We start from the raw sequence: 21345 nt of genomic DNA, 5'->3' as shown, positions 1-21345 counted from the left end.
GGCCGGCCTTCCGGCCCGGCAGAGGCTGCCGCCCGGTGACGCGGACACGGCAGCGAGCTGCCCGATCGGGCGGATGCCGTAGCCACCGATCCTGTCCGGCGGGGGCTGATCCCGATCACGCCGGTCCGGCGGGGGCTGATCCCGTGCAGGACCTCCGCAGCGCAGCCGGCCAATCCGCCACCCAGGCGGAGGCGGTGGCCCGGACGCCCCGCCGGACCGGCGACCTGGGCCGGGGCGGTGGCCGCGACGATGATTGGGGGCCGGACACCGGCCCGGACGCCGACCCCGACGTGTGAAGACCGCTGCGCACTTCCCCATCCGCCTCGCACCGTCGAGGGCAGCGAGCTAACCGGGGCGTGACGGGCTCTCAGGCATCGCCGGAGACGTCGTCGCCCACGCGTCCCCGCAGCCGTCCCTTCGCCTCCAGCCGCTCAAGACGTCGTTGCTCCTTCGCCACCCACCGCCGTACCCGGCCGGGGTCCAGCATGCCGCCGTGCCCCGCGTGCAGTCGCTCGGGGCCCAGGTCGAGCATGCGCCGGAGACTGGCCAGATTGGCGAGGGGATCGTCATGGAACGGCGGGTTCCAGGGCAGGCGGGGCAGCAGCCCCAGGAGCGGTGTCGCGATCAGGTCTCCGGCGACGAGGTCGCCCGCCTCGGTGAGGACTGACACCGACCCGGCGGTGTGGCCCGGGGTGGGGACGATGCGTGCGTCGATGCCGTAGTCCGCCAACGGCGTCTCCCCGCGGACGATGACCTGTGGTGTGAACGGCTCCGCCCGCACGTGGAAAGGCGGGAGCGTGGCCAGAAGCCTGCCCAGAATCCCGGTCGGAAGGTAGGGCTCGCGCACCCGGCCGCTGGTGTACTGCCCAAGATCGTTCACGTGCGCGGCGATCGGCGCCCCGGTCAGACGGCTCAGTTCGGCGGCTCCCCCGAAGTGGTCGATGTGACCGTGGGTGACGACGATCAGGGAGATGTCCTTCGGGTCCACCCCCTGCTCGGCCACATGCTCGTAGACCTTGCGGCCGCTGCCGGGGACACCGGAGTCGACGACGACCGGCCGACGGCCGAGGAGGAGATATGCGGTGACGTTCCGCTTCCCGAGGATCGGGAGGGGGATGACCTTCGTGCCGGGCACGGAGTACTCCGTTCACAGTGAACAGGTTCGGACGCCTCGACGGTACGGGCGCCGATTGAGCCGCTCCATGCTTGTAAGGCGCGTATTGATTGCCGATCGTCTCAGGCGTTCGACTACCCTGTGGGCATGGACGCCCTGGCGGATGTCCTCACCGCAGCCAAGGTCGGGGGCACCGTGCTCGCCCGGGTCGACGTGTCTGCGCCCTGGGGCATCGAGTTCCCGAAGCTGCCGATCGCGGTCTTCCACACCGTCGTCAGCGGTTCCTGCTGGCTGCGCCGCCCGGGGGCCGAACCGGTCAGGCTCTCCACCGGGGACCTGGTCCTGCTGCCCGTCGGCGCCGGCCACGTGATGTCCGGCGCCCCGAGCGGGCCGGCAACCCCGTACGACGACCTCGTGGCCGCGCACCCCGGGCCCGGGGAATCGGAGATCCACATCCCCGGCCCGGGCCCCCGGACAAGGATCGTCTGCGGCGGCTACCGCTTCGACGGGCGCGTCTCACGCCCGCTGCTCACACTCCCACCGCTGCTGGTCCTGCCCGCTGTCGACGGCGAAGCGCCCGAGCGGACCGAACTCGCCGACACCCTCCGGATGCTCACAGCCGAACTCGCCGAACCCCGGCCCGGTTCCCAGACGGTCATCGACCGGCTGACCGATGTGCTGTTCGTCCACATCCTGCGCCGGTGGACCGCGGATCAGGGCGAGCGCGGCACGTCCTGGGTCCTGGGCCTGCGCGACCCGGAGGTCGCTGCCGCGATCTCACTCCTGCACGAGGACCCCGCCCGGCCCTGGACCATCGAGGAACTGGCACACCGGGTCGGCGTCTCCCGCGCCACACTCTCCCGGCGCTTCACGGACCTCATCGGCGAGCCACCACTGGCCTACCTCACCCGCTGGCGCCTGGAACTGGCCGGCCGGCGCCTCCGCGACACCGCCGACACGCTTCCGGCCGTGGCCGGCAGCGTCGGCTACACCTCGGTGTCGGCATTCTCGCGGGCCTTCACCCGTCAGTGGGGAACACCGCCGAGCCGCCATCGCACGGACCATCGCCGTCCATGAGCACCCGAGTGCACATGCGGCCCGATCGATCCTCCGAGGCGCTCGCGGCCTGGCCGGCCAGGCATCGCCACGGGCCGGTCAGCAGGTCGTGTGCGGCCGGGCCTCGTTGCCACTCTCACGGTCGGGACACGGTGCGGGTCGTCACGGCGAGCACGGTGTGACGGACCGGCGTGCGGCTCAGTACGCGGAGTTGACGTTGTCGATGGAACCGTAGCGGTGCGCGGCGTAGTTGGCGGCCGCGGTGATGTTCGCGACCGGGTCGGTGAGGCTGTGGGCGGTTCCGGCGACGTGATAGGCGTTGAACGTCGGCTCGATCACCTGCAGCAGGCCCTTGGACGGGGTGCCCTTCTGCGCGTTGACGTCCCAGTTGTTCTGCGCGTTGGGGTTGCCGCCGGACTCGCGCATGATGTTGCGGTGCAGGCCCTCGTAGCTGCCGGGGATGCCCTTCTGCTTCATGATGGCCAGGGACTTCTTGATCCAGCCGTCGAGGTTGTTCGCGCCGCCGGCGGCGGAGTCGGCTCGGCTGTCTCGCGAGGCAGCGGCAACGCTGTGGGCGCCCTGCGGTGCCTCGGCGGCATGCGCGGAGGTCGGCATCAGGGTGAGGGCAGCGGCCGCGGCGCCGGTCGTGGCGATGCCGGTCAGAGCGAGGGAGCGGAGGCGGGCAAGGCGGCGGGTGGCGGTGATCGCGGTCATGAGAAAGGGACTCTCCTGTGGGACGTCGTTGAAGGCGCCGGCCGGAAGCACCGGTCGCGGCCTGCAGGGCGTCGGCATGAGGCCCTGTGCTGCACGGCGCAGCGGGCACGTCCGGTGATCAACACCCGGTCGGCCCTGCGGCTTGCGGCAACGAGAAACATGTTTAGGTGGCCCGCCGGACCAAGGCAAGAATGTGACGTACTATCCAGCTTCGGAGAAATGCGCTAAAGCGGGCATTTCTCTTCTTTCACGCCTGCTTGCCGGAGCGCGCCTCTACGGCCCCTCTTAGGATGTGACATGGCCCCTATGGGCCGCGTCACCGAATACCCGGATGTATCCGCCCCGATCCGGACACTCCCCCACCCCCGAGCGAGGCGGATACCTGCCGACCGGGGTGCGGACCAGACAGGCGCAGGCCCCCAGAGAACCGAGAACGCGCGGCGCTATACCCGTGTCGGGTCCGGCCGGCCGGCTCTGACCGCGTCACCGCGGGGCGTAACACCCCGCACGGCGCCGGGGGTGGAGCCCACGACCCAGTGGATGTCGAACCACGAAACCGCGTCGACGGCAAACATTCGTATCGCTTCTTCAGCAGCGGCAATGTGACCTCAGACGCTTGGTGTCCCCGGACCGCTGCGGCAGGTGCTCGCCTTCCTGACCTGTGCGGCCGATCGGTGCGGCGTCAATGGCCCTCCCGTCGACACCCTGGGCCTCAGGCCGTGCGCGGCGACGCGGCACGCGGCCGCAGCTGTGGTGACGGACGTCGCGGACCTGCCGGCGGTGACGGGCACACCCCTGGCACGGCTGGCCTGGGACCGTTTGACCGCCGCTTCCGCTCAGCCGCGCGGAAGCCGGTCCTCAGCATGGGCCGAGCTCGCCGCGCGGAAGCCGGTCCTCAGCATGGGCCGAGCTTGCCGCTTTGACAGCCGCGGCCTTGTACGCGCAGGGCGGGGAACGCCCCTCCTGCAGCCGTTGCCGCGCTGCGAACCGCGCGTTCCCGGCTCCTTGCCCGTCTCCTGGTCACGGTGACCGCAACCGCTCCTCCCTGCTGAGGATCGGGGCGTCTCTAGGAACCGCAAACAAAATGGGGTGGACGATGGCCTCTGACCAGGCGAGGATCTCTCACGACTCGCGGACGAAAGGGCAGGCATGGGTGACGGTGCCCCGAGGGAGCTCATCTCCCTTGCCGATGACGAGGGGAACAGCGTCACTGTCAACGTGCTGGGACGCAACCCCAGGTGGACTGCCGGACTGAACGCCGAAATCGTCGTCAGGACGCCCTTCGTGTCCGGCCGTATCGACCTCGCGCTGTGGGTTTCGAGACTGGAAGGCTGGGCCGACGCGCTGGATCGGCTTGACGCCGGCATCGAGGCCTGGATGGAGATGAGCAGGGGGCCGTCCATCTTCATCCAGCTCACCGGCGAGCGTGGCTGCCCTGAGGTTGTTGTGGAGGACGAGTCGGGATCCATGGTCACCGTGCGTGTCCCGCTCGTCCCGCCGGACGACTGGATTGCCGACCACCGGCAGCGCCTGCGCCAAGTGATGGATCACTGGGTTCCGATGCTGTCAGGGTAGGGAGACAAGCCGCCGCCGGCAGATGAGCGCGCAGCCCAGCGTGAAGAAGCGCAGCGGCACGGGCGCGAGGAGCGACAGGCCCGGGCCGCACGGACGTAGTCACGCGCCGACCTGGGCGCGAAGGGCCCCGGCCTCCGCGTCAGCACCGCCTGCGCGCCCTTGCCGGGTTCGCGGCACCGTCCCGACAGGGTCGGAACCCGTCCCGCGGGCACGGTCGGCATGCCGCTACGGAAAGCGGAGCAGGCCGAGGAGGCGGCCGGCACGGTCGGCGCCGCGATGTCTGCCCGTCCGCGGACGAGGATGTTCGCCTCTGCCGGTCGCGGCCTTGGCGATGTCGTCGGGGCCGGTCGCGGCCCTGGCCACGTCGTCGGGCGCCGATCAGGACTGGTTGGTCCTCGCTTCGGACGCGGGACCGCGTACCGGTACCGGCCCCCACGTCCGCTCCGACGATGCCGGCGATCGTGAGGGTGCGTGCCGTGCTGACGCGGTGCTTTCGCATCGCTCCGGTCGTCGTCACTCCTCGGTCGGCAGCCAGCTGCCGTGCAGGCCCAACGGCACTCGTACGGGGATGCGGACCCGGGCGACAGGACCCTGGGCGGGGTCATCGGCGGGCAGGACGAGCAGCCAGCTGGTGCTGTCGGTGCGGTCGGTCGCGAAGGTCATCCAGTAGCCGCGCTCGCTGCCGGACGCTCCGGGCACGGGGGCGAACACGGGCTCGCCGACCGACAGGTTCCCGGCGTTCCACGACTGCGCCGACGCGCGGTTCACACCTACCTCGTACCAGCGCAGGGCATCGTACTCACCGGGCAGGAGACCGTCGGTCCGGCCGCTGTCGGAGGCGACGGCGAGACACTGGTGCGGGCTCGTCAGGGCTCGATCGTCGATGCGGGGCAGTTCGACCCGGGCGTCGTCCAGCAGCGTGCGTCCTACCGTGCCCGCGACCGGGTCGATGAGGGCTCGTGTCAGGCCGTGCTGTCCGATTTCCCGGGACCGGCTCTCGGGGGAGCCGGGGCCGAGAGTGAGTGACGGCCACTGGACGAAGTCGAGTACCACACGTCCGTCACGATCGTCATAGGCGTTGACCGTGTGCCACAGCCAGAACGCGTCGTCGTCCGCCCACCGTACGGGCCCGCCGTCACGGGGGATCAACGCTATGCGGGTGCCTCGGTCCGGGCGCCAGGTGATGAAGGAACCCCCGGCCATGGCGGCCTCGATGTCGAAGAACGCCGGCGCCAGGACCAGGACGACATACCGGCGGGTCAGGGCCATGTCGTGGATCATCTGCGCTTCATCGACACCGTCCACCGGTGTGGGGCCTTTGCGGACGACGCCGTCCGGGCCTATGACCGCCCAGGTCAGATAAGGGGGGCTGAGCGCGTAGCAGAAGACGGCCATGTCCCCGGTCACCGGATCGATCTTGGGGTGGGCGGTGATGCCCGCGGGCAACTGCCCGCCGAACGTCTCCTTGCCGAGCGTGGCGAGGTCCGGGCTCATCAGGTAGGGGCAGTCGGACTCGGCGAGGGCGAGGAGGCGGCCGGCGTGCTGGACGACGTTGATGTCGGGCAGCGGCTTGAACGTGTTCGCCAGTACGTCCCCGACCTCTTCGACCCCAGGAAGGATCATGGACTCCAGTCCGCCCCACAGCGCTCGACCCGCCTTTTCCTCCGCGATCATGGCCGGCGTGCGGACGAAGCGGTTGCGGTACCGAGCACGGCCGGCGGACAGCCACACGCCGTGAACCATTCCGTCACCGTCGAGCGGATACAGGTAGCTGCCGATCGGTGTGAAGCGTGGATTGGGGCCATTACGCAGATAGACACCATCGAGGTCAGCGGGCAGCTCCCCCGTGACCTCGAGATCCACTGCGTCGACTTCCTCCGTCACAGGGGCGAACCGGCCGGTGAGATGAGCGATACGCGTCGGATCGAACGCGTCAGCGGGTGCGGCCACGAGATCACCCCCGGATGGAGCAACGGCACATGACCAGTCAAATGCCGATCGGCCGCCACTGCCACTCCGAGCGCGGGCAACACCGCCTCCTCATCAGGTGATGCCGGCCCATGGTCGTTGTCGACGGACAGGACGCTGACGCCCCTGCGCCGTCCACGCGGAACACGGTGGCGTTGGTCCGGCCCAGCCAGGCCGGTCGCCGTCACCCCCCGCCTCACGCCCACGGCACACGAGCGACCACGAGCCACTTCGAGCGACTCGGCGACGACACAACGGGCCGATCGCGATGTGGTGGTGCTCGACTCGACGCCGTCATCCCGCCTCACGCGGTCCAGGCACGGTGTGCGACCGCGTCGGCGATCCTCCTGCTGTCCAGTCACACGTCGAACGTGCCCGGCAGGGGGGCGCTGCGCTCGCAAGCCAGCGGGCAACCGGCGAGAGCGGGCCCGTCGGCGCGAAGACCCATGGATTGTGCGACATCCCGTGAGTTCCCCTGAGCCCCGCTGAGTCCCTGGGCCCGTGGCCAGGGGGTTCTTCCTCCTTCGTGTGCTCTGTCGACTTGTGACGTAACTTCGGGATTCTTGAAGCGTTCTCATCTCGTCCGACCGATTCGCAGTCGGGTCGAAGGTGAGGGGGCTCGGGTTGGCGGCGCTGGCAGTCGTACGAGACCTGCGTGAGCATTGGGCGCCAGCGTCGGCTGAGGAGCTGGAGCGGTTCGAGACCGATGTGCTGTCCGGGTTCGTCCTGGCACGGGCCTCAGCAGGGCTGGCGGACGGCACCGTCCGCGGGGACGTCGGTCACCTGGATCAGATCAGGACCTGGTTCGGCCGGCCCTTGTGGGACATGGAGCCCGCTGACGCGGACGTGCACTTCGGGAAAGTGCTGCGGCACTCGCCGAGCGGCACCCGGCTGGGCCGGTCGCAGGCGTTGAGCACGTATTTCATGTTCTTGGAGCTTCGGCACAAGGTCGAGATCCATCGGATGACCGGCCGGGTGGTCGAGTGCCCGATCGACGAGATGAACCGGCCGCGCGGGGCCAAGGACGCCCAGCTGCGGATCCCGCCGAGTGAACCGGAGATCGGGACGTTGTTCACCGGCTGGGGCGGCGAGCTGGCCACCTGGGGGAAGTTCGCCCCCACCGCCCGGAACTACACCGCCTCGAAGCTGATGTCCCAGGTCGGTCTGCGGGTGAGCGAGGCATGTGGGCTCGACCTGGACGACATCAAATGGGACCTGGGCCGCTTCGGCAAACTCCACGTCCGCCACGGCAAGGGAGCCCGCGGCTCGGGGCCGCGCGAGCGGATGGTTCCGCTGATCAACGGTGCCGTCCGGACACTGCGGTGGTTCATCGAGGACGTGTGGGGTCAGTTCGACGACGATCACACTCGCCCGGGTGCCCCACTGTTTCCCTCCGAGCGCAAGAACACCGACGGCACCGCCCACAGGGTCGGCGACGACACCCTGCGCAACGGGCTCGACAACGCGGTCCACGCTCATCTGCCGAGCTGGACAGACAGGTTGACACCGCACGTCCTGCGGCACTTCTGCGCGTCCCAACTCTACGGAAACGGGCTGGGCTTGCTCGCAATCCAGGAGGTTCTCGGACATTCCTGGATCGCCACGACCATGCGGTATATCCACGTGCAGCAGACCCGGGTCGAGGACGCCTGGGTCGCCGGGATGGAACGGGCCGCGAAGCGGCTGGAAGGACTGGCCCGATGAGGTGGAACCTGCGGCTGACCGCCGCGAACAAGGGTATCTGGAAGGCGTCCGAGCTCCAGCGGAGCCTGGCCGAGCACGGCCTGGTGATCTCGGCCGGCAAGATGTCCGGGCTGTGGTCCGGCCAGCCGGTCTCCCTCAAGCTGGAGGACCTGGACGTCATCTGCGTGGTCCTCGACTGCGAGATCGGAGACCTGCTGATCCCCGAACCGGAGAAGGTTCACCGCCCCGGCCAGGCAGAGGGGACCGAACGGGCCGCGGTCGGCGCGGGAACCGCCGCACCGAAGGTGACCCCCAAGCGCCGGGACGGCCGGTCGCTGCCGCCGGAGTGAGCCGATGGCACGGTTCCCGAAGGGCTACGTCAAGCCCACCGACTCCTGCGACAGCTGCCTGGCCTGGGGAAACTTCAGCGGCCGCCTCTGCCCCACCTGCTACTGTTCGGCCGCGGCCACGATGCGGCCGCATGCACCGGCTGCCGCCGCGTCCAGCCGCTGAAGTGGAACTACTGCCGCCTGTGCTGGTGCCAGGCCCGCCTCAGTGCGAAGCACATCGGCGGCCAGCCCACGGACGAGACGGACGTGCGGAACCGGCTCGCCGCCGTCCGGCATCACCACCTGTTCTTCGTCGGGATGCACTACCGCAGGAGACCGACCCCCGCGGCTCGGACGCGCGGAGAACGGCGGGGAGCCCCGCGCAAGCCGCCTCCTTCACAGGCCTGGCGCCCGGATCCTGGCTGGCGGCAGCTACCGCTGTTCGCACAGATCCCCCGTGACTACAGCCGGCTCGCCCTGGCCGACGCCGACCTGGCCAGCCCGTGGCTGGCCTGGGCAAAGTACCTCTCCCACCGGCTCGCCGAGACCCGCGGCTGGGGACGCAACATCCGCTTCGCCGTCAACCGCGGCCTGGCCCTTGTCCTCACCGGCTACGTCGAGGGCGACGTCATCCGACACACGGAGATCTTCGCCCCGCTGCGGGCCCTGGACCTGCCGGTCGGCCACACCGTCACGGTCCTGGACGAGATGGGGATCTTCGAGGACGACAGCGAACCCTCCTTCGAACGCTGGCTCGCCGAGAGGCTGGAGGGTCTCGAACCCGGCATCCGCTCGGAGGCCGAGCGCTGGACCCGCGTCCTGCGCGACGGCGGCCCCCGCAGCCTCCCGCGACGGGAAGGCACGGTCTGGCTCTACCTCAACCGAGTCCGCCCGGCCCTGCTGGAATGGTCGAACCCCTACGACCACCTGCGCGTCGTGGACGACGACGTCATGTACGAGTCCATGATGGCCGGCGCCCGCGAACCCGCGACGACGTCCTCACCTACGTCAAGACACTGCACGGTCACCAGCGCCACGACCAACTCGTCGCCTTGCGCTCGCTGTTCACATGGGCCAAGCGGAACGGGCTGATCTTCAGCAACCCCACCAGCCGGATCAAGGTCGGGCAATACGAGTACGCCGTGCTGCAACCGCTTTTCCCCGCCCAGGTCGACCGCTCCGTCGCGGCTGCCACCACCCCGGCGACGCGGCTCATCCTCGCCCTCGCAGCGGTCCACGCCGCCCAGGCCGCCCAAATCGCCAACCTCATGCTCGACGACGTCGACCCCGGCAACCGACGGCTGACCATCGCCGGACGCGTCCGCCCGCTCGACGACCTCGCCCTGAAACTGCTGCTGGACTGGCTGGAGCACCGGCGAAACCGGTGGCCGAACACCGCGAACCTCCACCTACTGATCAACAACCAGACCGCAACCAAGACCAGCCGCGCCGGCAACCACTGGATCAGCGCCGCGACGCGCGGCCAGGACGCGACGCTGGAGCGGCTCCGCGTCGACCGGCAGCTCGAAGAGGCCCTGACCCACGGGCCCGATCCGCTTCACCTCGCCGAGGTGTTCGGGCTCGACGAGAAGACCGCGATGCGCTACGCGGACTCCGCACGGGCACTACTGGAACAGGCAGCCGAGCACTCGGCATCGCCCCTGGGAAAAGAACTTGGCCCGGATTGACGAGACTTGAAGAATGACGGCCATGCAGACTCGACAGGCATGGCCTGATGACGCATCAGCGGTCGCCGGTGTTTACGTGCGCTCCTGGCAGGCGGCCTTTGCCGGTCTTGTTCCCCAGCCCTACCTCGACGCCATGGACCCAAGCCGCGAAGAGTCCGAGTGGAAGACACGCATCGCGGAGGCACGATGGCCATCGTCGGGAGTACTGGTAGCCGAGACCGAGGCGGGGATCGTCGGATTCGCAGGTTTCGGCCCGTCTCAGGAGACCGCTGCCGCCGCAGAAATCGGCACGCTTTACGCGATGCCCGAGGTCTGGGGCACTGGGATCGGGAAGCACTTGATGCTGGCCATGTTGCCGACTCTCCGACAGGCCGAGTACGCGCAAGCCGCCTTGTGGGTCCTGGAAGACAATCGTCGCGCCCGGCGCTTCTACGAAGCTGCCGGCTGGCGCGCAGACGGAACAGCCGTGGAAGACAACACCGGTGGGGCTTCTCTCAACAAGTTGCGCTACCGCCGCCCTCTTGGCTAACCCGCTCGGCGTCTTACCCGTCCAGGGGACCAGGAACAGCAAGGTCGCGAGTTGTCCTGGAACCCACGGAAGCAACTCCGCAGAGCCCGACGACGGACCCTTGAGTTCCCACCGAGAACCCTTCAGTTTGCGTGAACTCGCGGGACTCGCCGGGCTCGGGGAACATCGGTACAGCGGTCGACGCCAACCCGATGATCATCGTCCTCCAGCTCGGTCGCGTGGAGGAAGGCGGCGACCTCGCCCGGCATGTCGAGGGTGGCCGGCAGCTCCGGGGCGGATGCCTCCTCGTCAGCGGCGGTGTGGTCGGGCGTGAGGTCCGCGACGACCGTGGGGATCGCGCCGCGGCTGACGCCGTGGTCGCGGGCGAGGCGGCGATCGAACGGCCCTCCAGTTACGCGGTGCGCGCGGTGGCGAATCCCCATCGAGTCTGATGGGAATCGGGCCGCCGCGCTCCCCTGATTGCACGGGTTCATGGGACGCGTCGGGGGTGTAGTCGGGACGGACTGCTGTCTGCCATCGGTGAACACCGCCCCGAGCGGGCGCAACGGTCACTACCGTCCAGTCGCATGACGACGGTCACAACCCGTACGGTCGAGTACCCGGCCGACAACCTGACGATGATCGGATACCTCGCGCTCCCGGCCGGTGCCGAGCGCCGGCCCGCAGTCCTGATCGGACCCGAGGGGACGGGGCTCAGCGATGTCGAGCGCCGGCGGGCCGAGGCTCTGGCCGAGCTGGGGTACGTGGCGCTGGCCTTCGACCTCCACGGCGGACGCTACCTGGAAGACCCGGAGGAGATGCTGGCCCGTTGCATGCCGCTGCTCGCCGATCCCGACCGCATGCGAGGAATCGGTCACGCCGCGCTCAACGTGTTGCGCGCCGAACCACGGGCCGATCCCGACCGGACCGCCGCCATCGGCTACGGCACCGGGGGTGCGGTCGCACTGGAACTCGGTCGCGACGGCGTCGACCTGCGCGCGATCGGGACAGTCAACGCACTGACCACGGGCCGACCGGGCGAGGCGGCACGCATTCGCTGCCCGGTATGGGCCGGGGTCGGCTCGGAAGACCCGATCATGCCGCCCGCGCAACGGGAGGCGTTCACCGCAGAGATGCAGGCCGCCGGCGTCGACTGGCGCCTCGTGGTCTACGGAGGAGCCCTGCACGCCTTCCACCACCCACCGGTCGACCACACCGTGCGTCCCGGCGTCGGCTACCACCCACGGCACGCACAGCGAGCCTGGCGTGACATCGTCGCCCTGCTCGCCGAGTGCCTGCCCGTCACGAACTGATCCGATCGGCTCCCGACACTCACTCCTGCCCGCCGTCGTCGTCTTCGTCCAGCTCCGGCGCATCCGGGTCGCGCAGCGGGTGCAGGGCACCGGAGGCGGGGGTGGAGGCGGTGAAGCTGCCGCCGCTGGATGTCGTCCACCGGGTCGGCCACCCGCAGCAGGTGCTCGGTCTTCGCGACCCGCCCGTGCCCCGCGCACTCCGCATCCAGCGGAGTCGGGCACCCCTCGTGTCCGAACATGCGCCACAGGCCGTAGGCGCGGACCTGGATGGTGACCAGGGACCCGGCAACCTTCAGCATGTCCGGCCAGTGCGTGATCACCTTGTTCAGGTTGCCGTACGACGCCGCTTGTTCGTCGGACACGAAGAGTTGCTGACATCGCCCGAGCGGTACCGGTACGGTTGCGCGCTGTCGTCCGTCGGTGGTCGCCGCTACCTTGCCCCGTCGCTGGTCACTGGTCGCTGGTCGCTGGTGGCTGCGAAGGGTGCGGACGGCTGTACGGGGGCATCGTCGGTGTGGAGGGCCGGTGGGCCGGCGGGGAGCGACGGCGCCGATCCGCAGGCTCGGACCACCCCCCTGCCTCGGGACGTTACCGCGCCGGGCCGCAGCCTGCTCCACCCTGGCAGCCGGCGTACGGGCCCACCCCCGGCTCGGCCCCCGCGGCGGCGACCGAGCGGTCGTACTCGCCTGCGCACCCCCGCTGTTGCGCGCCGTGGGACGACCGGACCCGCCGTCGCCGTCGCCGTCGCCGTCGCCGTCGGCAACGTCCTGCCCGTGTAAGGCGCGGACGCGCGATGACACATGTCGCGGTGCTAAACCCCAATCAACTGATTGTCACCGCTTCGAGGTAAGCATCTGGTCTTCCTGATGGCTGCGGCGCGTCCAGCGGCTAGCTTTCTGCAGGTGAACGGATGCACGTGATTCCTCCCGCTCCTCGCCCACCCCTCCCTGTCTCCCGGTCGGCGCCCCCGTGTGCGCCGGACGACCCGTCGCACAAGGAGAAAGCCCTCCGATGTCCGTCGACAGCATCCCGGAAGCTCGGACCACACCCGAAGCACCGCAGCAGTCCCTGAGCACCGCCGCCGCCCGCAACCTCGCCACCACGACCAAGTCCGCTCCGCAGATGCAGGAGATCACCTCCCGGTGGCTGCTGCGGATGCTGCCCTGGGTCGAGGCCAAGGGCGGCGCCTACCGGGTCAACCGGCGGCTGCGCCACACCCTCGGCGACGGACGCATCGAGTTCGTCCAGGAGGGCGCCACGGTCCGGGTGATCCCCTTGGAGCTCGGTGAACTGGCCATTCTGCGCGGGTTGGAGGACACGGACGTCCTCACCGCTCTCGCCGACCGCTGCACACAGCACGACTTCGCGGCGGGCGACGTGCTCGCCGAGCGTGGCAGCCCCGCCGACCGGATCCACCTGATCGCCCACGGCCGGGTCAGGCAGACCTCCGAGGGCAAGTACGGCGGAGAGGTCGCCATCGCGGTGCTCGCGGACGGCGACCACTTCGGTGAGAACGCGTTGTCGGACCCCGACGCCCGCCACGCCTGCACGGTGACCGCCGAGACCTCCGGCACCCTTCTGACTCTCTCCCGCGCCGACTTCACCGCCGTCCAGGCCTCCGCGCCCCACCTCCGTGCGCATGTCGAGACGTTCGGCTCCCGCGCGCGGCAGCGGCAGAACAAGCACGGTGAGGCCGAGATCGCCCTGTCGGCCGGTCACGTCGGCGAGGCCGATCTGCCGGGCACCTTCGTCGACTACGAGCTGAAGCCGCGTGAGTACGAGCTCTCCGTCGCACAGACCGTTCTGCGGATCCACACCAGGGTCGCCGACCTCTACAACGGTCCGATGAACCAGAGCAAGGAGCAGCTCAGGCTCACCGTCGAGGCGTTGCGGGAGCGCCAGGAACACGAGCTGATCAACAACCGAGAGTTCGGACTGCTGCACAACGCCGACTTCAAGCAGCGCATCCAGCCCCGCTCCGGTCCGCCGACCCCGGACGACATGGACGATCTGCTCTGCCGCCGACGTGGCACCAAGCTGTTCCTCGCCCACCCCAGGACCATCGCCGCCATCGGCCGCGGCTTCAACGCCTGCGGTCTGTACCCCGACCACGTCGACCTCGGCGGGCAGTCCGTCCCCGCCTGGCGTGGGGTCCCCATCCTGCCCTGCAACAAGATCCCGATCAGCAAGGAGCAGACCAGCTCCATCATCGCGATGCGCACCGGCGAGGAGAACCAGGGCGTCATCGGCCTGCGGCAGACGGACTTGGAGGACGAGTACGAACCGGGTCTCTCCGTGCGGTTCATGGGCATCAACGAACAGGCGATCACCTCCTACCTCGTCAGCACCTACTACTCGACCGCGGTGCTCCTGCCCGACGCCCTCGGCGTGCTCGAGAACGTGCAGATCGCCCCGGGACCGCGGTGAACGCCGGGCCGCTGCAGGTGCACGCCTGACGCCCCGCGCGCAACGGAGCGCCCATCCCATCGCAACTAGGAGCAACCGATGCCCGACTCCGGGCCCCTCGGGTCATCCCACCGTGAGCAACGGCCGACACCGCCCACAACAGTGCCGGACGCCCCGGCGCCGGCGGCCCCGGACCTCCCGGTCATGCCGGCCGCGCCCGACTTCCTGGCAACCCTGCATCCGACGGTCACGCTCCCGGCCACCCAGTCGCCACCCCGAACGTCGCTGCCTTCACCACCTTCGTTGCCATCACCGCCTTCTCTGCCCTCGACACCGTCACTGCCCTCGGCGCCGTCATCGCCGCCGATGCCCGTCTCCGTCGTACCGGAGGCGCCGGACCCGAGGGCGCCTGCCACCGCCGTACCGGAGGCGCCGGACACGCGTGCGGCCGGCTCCGCTCTTCAGGGCATCCTGCGCGGACCGACCGGACTGGGCACGAGCTCGCTCGACCTGGCCGGGAGGTACAAGCCCCCGCTTCCGGATCCGGTGTCCGCGGCACCCGCTCCACCCGCTGCGGGGCGGGCCGTCCCCGGCCTCTACTACCACCCTGTACCGGAGCCCGACCCGGTGCGCGTCGAGGAGGTGAGCCGCCGGATCAAGTGCTGGGCCGAGGAGGAGGTCCAGCTCTATCCGGAGGAATGGGAGGGGCAGTTCGACGGCTTCTCCATCGGCCGGTACATGGTCGTCTGCCACCCCGACGCCCCGACGGTCGACCACCTGATGCTCGCCGCCCGGCTGATGGTCGCGGAAAATGCGGTGGACGACTGCTACTGCGAGGACCACGGCGGGTCACCCGTGGGTCTCGGCGGCCGCCTCCTCCTCGCGCACACCGCGCTCGACCACTTCCACACCACCGCCGAGTACACGCCGGCGTGGCAGGAGTCCCTCACCTCGGACGCCCCGCGCCGGGCGTACCGCAGCGCGATGGACTACTTCGTGCGCGCGGCCTCACCCTCCCAGGCCGACCGCTACCGGCACGACATGGCCCGGCTGCACATGGGCTACCTCGCCGAGGCGGCCTGGGCGCAGATCGGCCACGTCCCGGAGGTGTGGGAGTACCTGGCGATGCGCCAGTTCAACAACTTCCGCCCCTGCCCCACGATCACCGACACGGTCGGCGGCTACGAACTGCCCGCCGACCTGCACGCCCGGCCGGACATGCAACGGGTCATCGCCCTCGCCGGCAACGCGACCACCATCGTCAACGACCTCTACTCGTACACCAAGGAACTCGACAGCCCGGGCCACCACCTGAACCTGCCGGTGGTGATCGCGGAACGCGAGCATCTCTCCGAGCGCGACGCGTATCTGAAGGCCGTCGAGGTCCACAACGAACTGCAGCGAGCCTTCGAGGCCGCCGCAGCCGACCTCGCGGAGGCCTGCCCCCTGCCCGCCGTCCTGCGCTTCCTCCGGGGCGTGGCCGCCTGGGTCGACGGAAACCACGACTGGCACCGCACCAACACCTACCGCTACAGCCTGCCCGACTTCTGGTAGAGAACGGATATTTCTTTGAGCACTGACACGACCTTCACCGCCACCCCGAAGATCCCGGCCCCGGCCACGCCGTACCAGGAGGACATCGCCCGCTACTGGAACAACGAGGCCCGGCCGGTCAACCTCCGCCTCGGGGACGTGGACGGGCTCTACCACCACCACTACGGCATCGGCGCCGTGGACCGGGCCGCGCTCGGCGACCCCGCTCACAGCGAGTACGAGAAGAAGCTCATCGCGGAGCTGCACCGGCTGGAGTCGGCCCAGGCGGAGCTCCTCCTGGACCATCTTGGTGCCATCGGTCCCGACGACACCCTGGTCGACGCCGGCTGCGGGCGCGGCGGGTCCATGGTCATGGCGCACCACCGCTTCGGCTGCAAGGTCGAGGGCGTCACCCTGTCAGCCTCCCAGGCCGACTTCGGCAACCGTCGCGCGCGTGAACTCCGTATCGATGACCACGTCCACTCCCATGTGTGCAACATGCTCGACACGCCCTTCGAGAAGGGCAGCATCGCGGCCTCGTGGAACAACGAGTCGACCATGTACGTCGACCTGCACGACCTGTTCGCCGAGCACTCCCGCTTCCTGAAGGTGGGCGGCCGGTACGTGACGATCACCGGCTGCTGGAACCCTCGCTACGGCCAGCCGTCGAAGTGGGTCTCCCAGATCAACGCCCACTTCGAGTGCAACATCCACTCCCGTCGCGAGTACCTGCGCGCCATGGCCGACAACCGCCTTGTCCCGCACACCATCATCGACCTCACCGCGGACACCCTGCCCTACTGGGAGCTGAGGGCCACGTCCTCGCTGGTCACCGGGATCGAGGAGGCGTTCATCGAGTCCTACCGGGACGGCTCCTTCCAGTACGTTCTGATCGCGGCCGACCGCGTGTGAGACCGAGCCTCGCGGGGCCGGGGGGCTGGGGGCCGGGTCGGCCACCCCGGCCCCCCGGTCCGTCACCGGGGCCCCCGCTCCGCGAGGTGCACGCCTGTCAAACGCGGCCCGGGCCCGGTCGGTGGGTCCGTACACCGGGTAGGCCATGTGATCCTCCCGAGCCTGATGACGGCATGCGTCAGGACCTGTCGCTGCTGCTGCGCGCCTCCGAGGCCGGACGGCCGATGTCCGGACTCTCCGGGGAGGCGGCCGCCGCCGCGTTCGGCGTGGACGCCACCGACGTGACCGTCAAGGAGACCGTCCGGCAGTAGGGAGGGAAGGCGGGCCCCTACTGGAAGGAGGTCGACGTCGCTCCCGACGCGAACGAGCGGCGTCGTATGGTCCCCACCGCCCGTGAGCGGTGGGCGGGCCGGATCGGTACCGTCCGGGCTCAGGGCCCGGTTCGGAGCTCGTCCAGGAGGTCCGCGACGAGAGACGCAAGCTCACTCATCACATCGCTCAGGTCCCCGACGAGACGGGCGAGCCGTGCGTCGACAAGCACAGCCTGTGGGACCCGACCCGCCCCGGCCGGACTCCTCGACCGCATGCGCCAGGTCGGTGATTCCCGCCGTCTTCGGCAAGACTGTCGCGATGGTGGCGGCGATGCACGCCTGGCGTTCCGGTGGTCAGCAGGCGGCATTCAGCCGGAAGACACGCTGTTTCCACGTCGATTCAGCAGAGTTCCGCCTCGTGCCTACTTCACACTCACGCGTCGGCGTCGCCTCGGTATGCGCCGTGGCTTTGACGTTCTCAGGACTGGTCGCCACCGGGCTGTTCACCGCTCATCCTGCGGCTGCCGCCGACCCGGCCGGCTACCAAAACGTACGCATCAACGAGGTCACCTCCTCGAGCAACGACACGGTGGAGCTGTACAACACCGGCTCTACCGCGGTGAGCATCAACGGCTGGAAGATGTCCGACGACGGCTTCTCGCCGCGGTCGTTCACCCCGTCCGCCACCACGATCACCGCCGGCGGCTACGTCACCTTCAACTCACCACAGGGCCTTGGTGACTCGGACAAACTGGTGATCTACACGGCCGGCGGTGCGGTGGTCGACCGCGTGGAGTGGGTCACCGACAGGGCGAAGCCGGCGATGGCGCGCTGCGGGGGCGATGGCACCGGCGCGTGGGTGACGACGACCACGGTGACCACGTTCGGCGCCGCCAACGCCTCGGGCTGCCCGTCGTCGATCCCGTCGGCGAGCCGGGTACGGATCAACGAGGTCACCTCCGACGGCTCGGACACCGTGGAGCTGTACAACGGCGGTGCGAGCCCGGTCGGCATCGGGTCGTGGAAGTACGTCGACAACGACACCAGCCACTTGCCGGTCTCGATCTCGTCCTCCTTCCCGAGCGCAACCAGCATCCCTGCGGGCGGCTACGCCACGTTCGACTCCACGCTCGGTCTGGGCGACAACGACTCGTTCTTCCTCCTTGACGGCAACGGCACCACCGTCGACTCGGTGACCTGGGCCACCGACGGCGCCAAGCCGTCGGACGAGCGCTGCGCCAACGGCACCGGCTGGTTCCAGCCCTCCACGACCGCGACGCTCGGCAGCGCCAACTCCTGCTCCGGCGGTGGTGGCGGTCAGACCGGCCGTCTGCTGGGCGGCGGGGGCTCACCGACCAGCGGCTGCACTCCTGAGGCCCCCTCCGGCACGGGCGCGACCCCGGCGGGCCTGTCGGCGTGGCCCGGCGGGCTGGACGTCACGATCACCGACAACGTCTGCGTGTTCACCACGTCCACCGGCCCCGAGGGCCGCGACGTGAGCGGGCTGGCGTTCGACCCGGCGAACCCGTCGGTGCTGTGGGCCGCCAAGAACAAGAACCGGCTGTACAAGCTGGTCAAGAGCAACGGCAAGTGGGTCCCGGACCCGTCGTGGAGCGCCACCGGCAAGCAGATCCGCTTCGCGGACGGCTCGGGCCAGCCGGACTCCGAGGGCGTAACGGTCGGCGACAACGGCCACATCTACGTGACGTCCGAACGTGACAACGCCGACAACACGGTCCCCAAGGACACGATCATGGAGTTCGACCCCGCCGTGACCGGATCGGCTCTGACACCGGTCCGCCAGTGGGACATGACGTCGCAGTTCCCCCAGCTCGACACCGGAAGCAAGGACGACGCCAACCTCGGGTTCGAGGGCGTCGGCTATGTGCCCGACAGCTGGCTGACCACGAACGGCTGGGTCGACCCGCTCACCCATGCCGTCTACAACCCGGCGAACTACCCGCTGCACGGATCCGGCCTGTACGTCACCGGCCTGGAGTGGGACGGCACGCTGCACGTCTACGGGCTGAACTCCGACGGCTCGTTCACCACGTTCGGCGCGATCTCGACCGGCATGGCGTCCGTGATGGACGTGATGTTCGACCCCGGGACGCAGCGCATCATCGCGACCTGTGACAACACCTGCGGCGAGACGCACACGTCCATGAAGGTCAACACCGCCGGCACGATCGTTCCGGATGCGACCTACGGTAACCCGGCCGTCATGCCGATCGACAACCTGGAGGGCTTCGCCATCGCGCCGACGTCGACCTGCGTCGACGGTTTCCGCGAGGCGGTCTGGAGCGATGACGGCATCTACGGCTTCGGCGCCGGAAGCTCCTCCTACGGCCACGCCCTCTACAGCGGCACTTTCCCCTGTTGATCCCCCTGGCGTAGATCTCCTTCTGGTGGAAGGAGGCGGCATCGAACCTCATCGACGATCCGGGCCGTCGTCCAGAGTGGGCGGCGGTCTCAACACCGATACGTAGGCTGCCCGTTCGGCCAGGTCAACGCAGAAGGGGCCCGCGCTTGCGGACCCCTTCCTCTCGTAGCGGGGACAGGATTTGAACCTGCGACCTCTGGGTTATGAGCCCAGCGAGCTACCGAGCTGCTCCACCCCGCGTCGGTGATGCCACTCTACACGGTGGATCAGGCGGGGTCGGACCGGAGGTCAGCCGCCGCGGACGATGTTCTCAGCCTGGGGGCCCTTCTGGCCCTGGGTGATGTCGAAAGTGACGGTCTCCCCCTCAACCAGTTCCCGGTACCCGTTGCCCGTGATGTTGGAGTAGTGCGCGAAGACGTCCGGTCCGCCGTCCTGGGCGATGAAACCGAAGCCCTTTTCGGCGTTGAACCACTTCACCGTGCCGCTGGCCATGCTGCTGTCCTTCGTTCTCGCTGGGAAACCCAGTCGGGTGAGATGAGGGCCTTCCAAGGCGAAGACACCCGACGTCCGTCCTACCCCGCTCACAGCCCGGTTATCCGATCATTATCTTCGGCGAGCTGACACGGCCGGCGGCGGGCACCGGGACGGCGCGCCGTTCTCAGACGCGGCCCTCGCGGAGAGCGCCGCCCACCAGGGCGCGGATTGCCCCGGCGGCATCGGCGCAAGCGGCGCCGCGAGCAGTACGGTCTTGCGGCTCGCCGTTCTCGCAGTGGTGGACGCCGCCGGCTACGGCCCGGGCCACGCCTCGCCCTACGAGACGGCGAGCCACTGCGAACGAGGCGTAGTGGGCGGTCGTTCGCTCGTTCGCCGCGCCCCGGACGATCCTGTCAGCCGCCTTTGAGCTGGCCCCCCATGTCGTCACTGCGCGGCTCCGTACGGTGGTCGAAGTACGCCCACGCGAAGATCCCGAGCAGCGCCACGACGCCCGCTGTCAGGAACTGCACCACCGTGGGTGCGTTCCGGGTGACGTATCCGGCACATCCTGTTGCCAACGCGCCACACAGCATCAGCATGCGACTGGCGAAGCGTTGCCACGGATTGATGCCCTCACGTTCGGAGAACAGGCCCTTCGCCGCCGCTTTCGCCGGGCGCGCGATGCCTCTGCGCTTCTTCGACCGGTACTCCAGCCCGTAACCGAACAGCAGGTAGAGCGCGAAGATCGCGGCGATCCACGCCCAGTCGGACGGATCGTCCGTGCCACCGCGTGCCAGTGAGACCCCCAGCCCCGATTTCATCCATGTCCCCCTTCCGCGTAGGGACCGAATGCCCTGTCGGCGAGGTCGTATGTGAATCAACTTCCGCTGTGAACCTGATGCCTTTGAGGGCCGGGCGGTGGTTGAGCCACCGGTCACGAGTCGGGTCTCAGGGCGGTGGCGACGATGCGATCACTGTCCACGCGGCGTCAGAGTCCTCCATGAGCGTGCGCCGCTACCCCGGCCTTCTCCCGCCCGGCCTGGTGGAGGCCGAGGTGGTGTGGGAGGTGGCCGTCGATGTCGCCCGGGCACTGTTGGACGGCGCGGCGCCGGCCCGGGCCGACCGTGCCCACACCCACGTCGGTCCAGGGCGGGGCGGCTACCGTTGTTCGGCCAGGACCCTACCTCGCCATGAGCCCTACGCCGTGGTCGGCTTCGTGGTCGGGCCGACCACGGTGGGGAGCTTCTGGCGGAGGTCGAGTGGCAACGGCCCCGGACAGCCGGCTAGGACTTGTCCGGCCGATCATGTGACTACTCCGCACTCGTGTCGTTGATGTGGACATGGGGCGGGGCGATCTGACGGATGCCGAGTGGGAACG

At 69.4% G+C, this 21345-nt stretch carries 19 protein-coding genes, 1 tRNA gene and 1 pseudogene; 14 read left to right on the top strand and 7 right to left on the bottom strand.

What is annotated here, in order from left to right:
- Positions 1-367 precede the first annotated feature (367 nt).
- Positions 368-1135 (bottom strand): MBL fold metallo-hydrolase, encoded by a 768-nt coding sequence (locus ACZ7N4_RS32465; RefSeq protein ID WP_471365623.1) that lies wholly within the window; start codon positions 1133-1135, stop codon positions 368-370.
- Positions 1136-1261: 126 nt separating this feature from the next.
- On the opposite strand from ACZ7N4_RS32465, the gene ACZ7N4_RS32460 reads away from it, so the two are divergent.
- Positions 1262-2191, top strand: a complete 930-nt coding sequence (locus ACZ7N4_RS32460; RefSeq protein ID WP_471365619.1) for a cupin domain-containing protein — start codon at positions 1262-1264, stop codon at positions 2189-2191.
- Positions 2192-2368: 177 nt separating this feature from the next.
- Here the strand turns inward: ACZ7N4_RS32460 and ACZ7N4_RS32455 are convergent, their stop codons facing one another.
- A complete protein-coding gene (locus ACZ7N4_RS32455; protein WP_471365616.1) occupies positions 2369-2884 on the bottom strand; it encodes a transglycosylase SLT domain-containing protein in 516 nt (171 codons plus the stop codon).
- A gap of 1149 nt (positions 2885-4033) precedes the next feature.
- On the opposite strand from ACZ7N4_RS32455, the gene ACZ7N4_RS32450 reads away from it, so the two are divergent.
- Positions 4034-4459, top strand: coding sequence for a DUF5959 family protein (locus tag ACZ7N4_RS32450; RefSeq protein ID WP_471365612.1), 426 nt, complete (start codon positions 4034-4036; stop codon positions 4457-4459).
- Positions 4460-4972: 513 nt separating this feature from the next.
- Here ACZ7N4_RS32450 and ACZ7N4_RS32445 read toward each other — a convergent pair.
- Positions 4973-6409 carry a carotenoid oxygenase family protein gene (locus tag ACZ7N4_RS32445; RefSeq protein ID WP_471365609.1) on the bottom strand — a complete coding sequence of 479 codons (1437 nt, stop codon included), beginning with the start codon at positions 6407-6409 and terminating at the stop codon, positions 4973-4975.
- A 642-nt stretch (positions 6410-7051) separates the two neighbouring features.
- Here ACZ7N4_RS32445 and ACZ7N4_RS32440 point away from each other — a divergent pair.
- The 7 genes from ACZ7N4_RS32440 to ACZ7N4_RS32410 all read left to right on the top strand — a co-directional run bounded on the left by ACZ7N4_RS32440 (position 7052) and on the right by ACZ7N4_RS32410 (position 11948).
- On the top strand, positions 7052-8131 hold the full coding sequence (locus ACZ7N4_RS32440; protein WP_471365606.1) for a tyrosine-type recombinase/integrase: 1080 nt from the start codon (positions 7052-7054) through the stop codon (positions 8129-8131).
- Positions 8128-8460: a helix-turn-helix domain-containing protein gene (locus ACZ7N4_RS32435; protein WP_471365602.1), complete on the top strand. Its 333-nt coding sequence runs from the start codon at positions 8128-8130 to the stop codon at positions 8458-8460. The genes ACZ7N4_RS32440 and ACZ7N4_RS32435 overlap by 4 nt, the downstream gene beginning before the upstream one ends.
- Before the next feature lie 246 nt (positions 8461-8706).
- Positions 8707-9531, top strand: a complete 825-nt coding sequence (locus ACZ7N4_RS32430; protein WP_471365599.1) for a hypothetical protein — start codon at positions 8707-8709, stop codon at positions 9529-9531.
- Complete coding sequence (locus ACZ7N4_RS32425) at positions 9492-10127, top strand: hypothetical protein (RefSeq protein ID WP_471365596.1); 636 nt, start codon at positions 9492-9494, stop codon at positions 10125-10127. Before ACZ7N4_RS32430 ends, ACZ7N4_RS32425 begins: the two co-directional genes overlap by 40 nt.
- 22 nt (positions 10128-10149) lie before the next feature.
- Positions 10150-10656, top strand: coding sequence for a GNAT family N-acetyltransferase (locus tag ACZ7N4_RS32420; RefSeq protein WP_471365593.1), 507 nt, complete (start codon positions 10150-10152; stop codon positions 10654-10656).
- A gap of 191 nt (positions 10657-10847) precedes the next feature.
- Positions 10848-11087: a hypothetical protein gene (locus ACZ7N4_RS32415; RefSeq protein WP_471365588.1), complete on the top strand. Its 240-nt coding sequence runs from the start codon at positions 10848-10850 to the stop codon at positions 11085-11087.
- Between the two features lie 135 nt (positions 11088-11222).
- Positions 11223-11948, top strand: coding sequence for a dienelactone hydrolase family protein (locus ACZ7N4_RS32410; RefSeq protein ID WP_471365584.1), 726 nt, complete (start codon positions 11223-11225; stop codon positions 11946-11948).
- 107 nt (positions 11949-12055) lie between these two features.
- Here the strand turns inward: ACZ7N4_RS32410 and ACZ7N4_RS32405 are convergent.
- A pseudogene (locus ACZ7N4_RS32405) lies at positions 12056-12286 on the bottom strand (Tn3 family transposase); the annotation flags it as partial.
- A 673-nt stretch (positions 12287-12959) separates the two neighbouring features.
- Here ACZ7N4_RS32405 and ACZ7N4_RS32400 point away from each other — a divergent pair.
- The 5 genes from ACZ7N4_RS32400 (at position 12960) to ACZ7N4_RS32380 (ending at position 19493) form a co-directional block, all read left to right on the top strand.
- Entirely contained in the window at positions 12960-14375 is a 1416-nt protein-coding gene (locus tag ACZ7N4_RS32400; RefSeq protein WP_471365581.1) for a family 2B encapsulin nanocompartment shell protein, read from the top strand.
- Between the two features lie 78 nt (positions 14376-14453).
- Complete coding sequence (locus tag ACZ7N4_RS32395; RefSeq protein WP_471365577.1) at positions 14454-15908, top strand: family 2 encapsulin nanocompartment cargo protein terpene cyclase; 1455 nt, start codon at positions 14454-14456, stop codon at positions 15906-15908.
- A gap of 15 nt (positions 15909-15923) precedes the next feature.
- A complete protein-coding gene (locus ACZ7N4_RS32390; protein WP_471365573.1) occupies positions 15924-16799 on the top strand; it encodes a geranyl diphosphate 2-C-methyltransferase in 876 nt (291 codons plus the stop codon).
- Between the two features lie 173 nt (positions 16800-16972).
- Entirely contained in the window at positions 16973-17110 is a 138-nt protein-coding gene (locus tag ACZ7N4_RS32385; protein ID WP_471365571.1) for a hypothetical protein, read from the top strand.
- 463 nt (positions 17111-17573) lie between these two features.
- Positions 17574-19493, top strand: coding sequence for a lamin tail domain-containing protein (locus ACZ7N4_RS32380; protein WP_471365567.1), 1920 nt, complete (start codon positions 17574-17576; stop codon positions 19491-19493).
- Between the two features lie 166 nt (positions 19494-19659).
- On the opposite strand, the gene ACZ7N4_RS32375 is transcribed toward ACZ7N4_RS32380, so the two are convergent.
- The 3 genes from ACZ7N4_RS32375 to ACZ7N4_RS32365 form a co-directional block, all read right to left on the bottom strand.
- A tRNA-Met gene (locus tag ACZ7N4_RS32375) sits at positions 19660-19733 on the bottom strand.
- 48 nt (positions 19734-19781) lie between these two features.
- Positions 19782-19985, bottom strand: a complete 204-nt coding sequence (locus ACZ7N4_RS32370; protein ID WP_471365565.1) for a cold-shock protein — start codon at positions 19983-19985, stop codon at positions 19782-19784.
- A gap of 395 nt (positions 19986-20380) precedes the next feature.
- Positions 20381-20788 carry a hypothetical protein gene (locus tag ACZ7N4_RS32365; protein ID WP_471365563.1) on the bottom strand — a complete coding sequence of 136 codons (408 nt, stop codon included), beginning with the start codon at positions 20786-20788 and terminating at the stop codon, positions 20381-20383.
- Between the last annotated feature and the right edge of the window lie 557 nt (positions 20789-21345).

Source organism: Streptomyces sp. NPDC107654, assembly GCF_055639035.1.
Note: the sequence above shows the minus strand (reverse complement) of the source record. Positions and strands in the feature narration are given on the sequence as shown.

What these genes read in the sequence shown, in the direction of transcription:
- ACZ7N4_RS32420 (WP_471365593.1), top strand. Translation starts at nt 10,150, where the DNA reads ATGCAGACTCGACAGGCATGGCCTGATGACGCATCAGCGGTCGCCGGT.
- ACZ7N4_RS32435 (WP_471365602.1), top strand. Translation starts at nt 8,128, where the DNA reads ATGAGGTGGAACCTGCGGCTGACCGCCGCGAACAAGGGTATCTGGAAG.
- ACZ7N4_RS32410 (WP_471365584.1), top strand. Translation starts at nt 11,223, where the DNA reads ATGACGACGGTCACAACCCGTACGGTCGAGTACCCGGCCGACAACCTG.
- ACZ7N4_RS32385 (WP_471365571.1), top strand. Translation starts at nt 16,973, where the DNA reads ATGCGTCAGGACCTGTCGCTGCTGCTGCGCGCCTCCGAGGCCGGACGG.
- ACZ7N4_RS32455 (WP_471365616.1), bottom strand. Translation starts at nt 2,884, where the DNA reads ATGACCGCGATCACCGCCACCCGCCGCCTTGCCCGCCTCCGCTCCCTC.
- ACZ7N4_RS32365 (WP_471365563.1), bottom strand. Translation starts at nt 20,788, where the DNA reads ATGAAATCGGGGCTGGGGGTCTCACTGGCACGCGGTGGCACGGACGAT.
- ACZ7N4_RS32460 (WP_471365619.1), top strand. Translation starts at nt 1,262, where the DNA reads ATGGACGCCCTGGCGGATGTCCTCACCGCAGCCAAGGTCGGGGGCACC.
- ACZ7N4_RS32450 (WP_471365612.1), top strand. Translation starts at nt 4,034, where the DNA reads ATGGGTGACGGTGCCCCGAGGGAGCTCATCTCCCTTGCCGATGACGAG.
- ACZ7N4_RS32395 (WP_471365577.1), top strand. Translation starts at nt 14,454, where the DNA reads ATGCCCGACTCCGGGCCCCTCGGGTCATCCCACCGTGAGCAACGGCCG.
- ACZ7N4_RS32400 (WP_471365581.1), top strand. Translation starts at nt 12,960, where the DNA reads ATGTCCGTCGACAGCATCCCGGAAGCTCGGACCACACCCGAAGCACCG.
- ACZ7N4_RS32370 (WP_471365565.1), bottom strand. Translation starts at nt 19,985, where the DNA reads ATGGCCAGCGGCACGGTGAAGTGGTTCAACGCCGAAAAGGGCTTCGGT.
- ACZ7N4_RS32415 (WP_471365588.1), top strand. Translation starts at nt 10,848, where the DNA reads ATGATCATCGTCCTCCAGCTCGGTCGCGTGGAGGAAGGCGGCGACCTC.